At 40.6% G+C, this 387-nt stretch carries 1 protein-coding gene; it reads right to left on the minus strand.

Going from position 1 to position 387, the window contains the following annotated elements; all coding sequences use genetic code 11:
* Positions 1-387, minus strand: a 387-nt coding sequence (locus tag HZY83_RS06735; RefSeq protein ID WP_255460163.1) for a Rib/alpha-like domain-containing protein, incomplete at both ends; no start/stop codon positions are given.

The following is a 387-nucleotide window of genomic DNA, read 5'->3' on the forward strand; positions in this document are numbered from 1 at the left end:
TTTGGCCTTTTCCTACTGGCGATACTTTTGGTTTATCTGGCGTGTCTGGAGTCTCCGGCGTATCTGGTGTATTTACATCAGTTACCTTAACTGTTACTTCTATTTCGTCTGTTGTTCCATCTGGATACGTTACTACAACTGTTGCTGGTTTATCTCCTGCTGAACTTGTGTCAACTGGTGTTTTGAATGATGCTGTTGTTCCTGTTGGTAAGCTACTAAAGTTTTCTATTGATAATTTAGCATCAGGGGTACCATTTAAATTAACTGTTTGGCCTTTTCCTACTGGCGATACTTTTGGTTTATCTGGCGTGTCTGGAGTCTCCGGCGTATCTGGTGTATTTACATCAGTTACCTTAACTGTTACTTCTATTTCGTCTGTTGTTCCAT

The organism is Gemella sp. GH3 (assembly GCF_013415425.1).
GTDB lineage: Bacteria > Bacillota > Bacilli > Staphylococcales > Gemellaceae > Gemelliphila.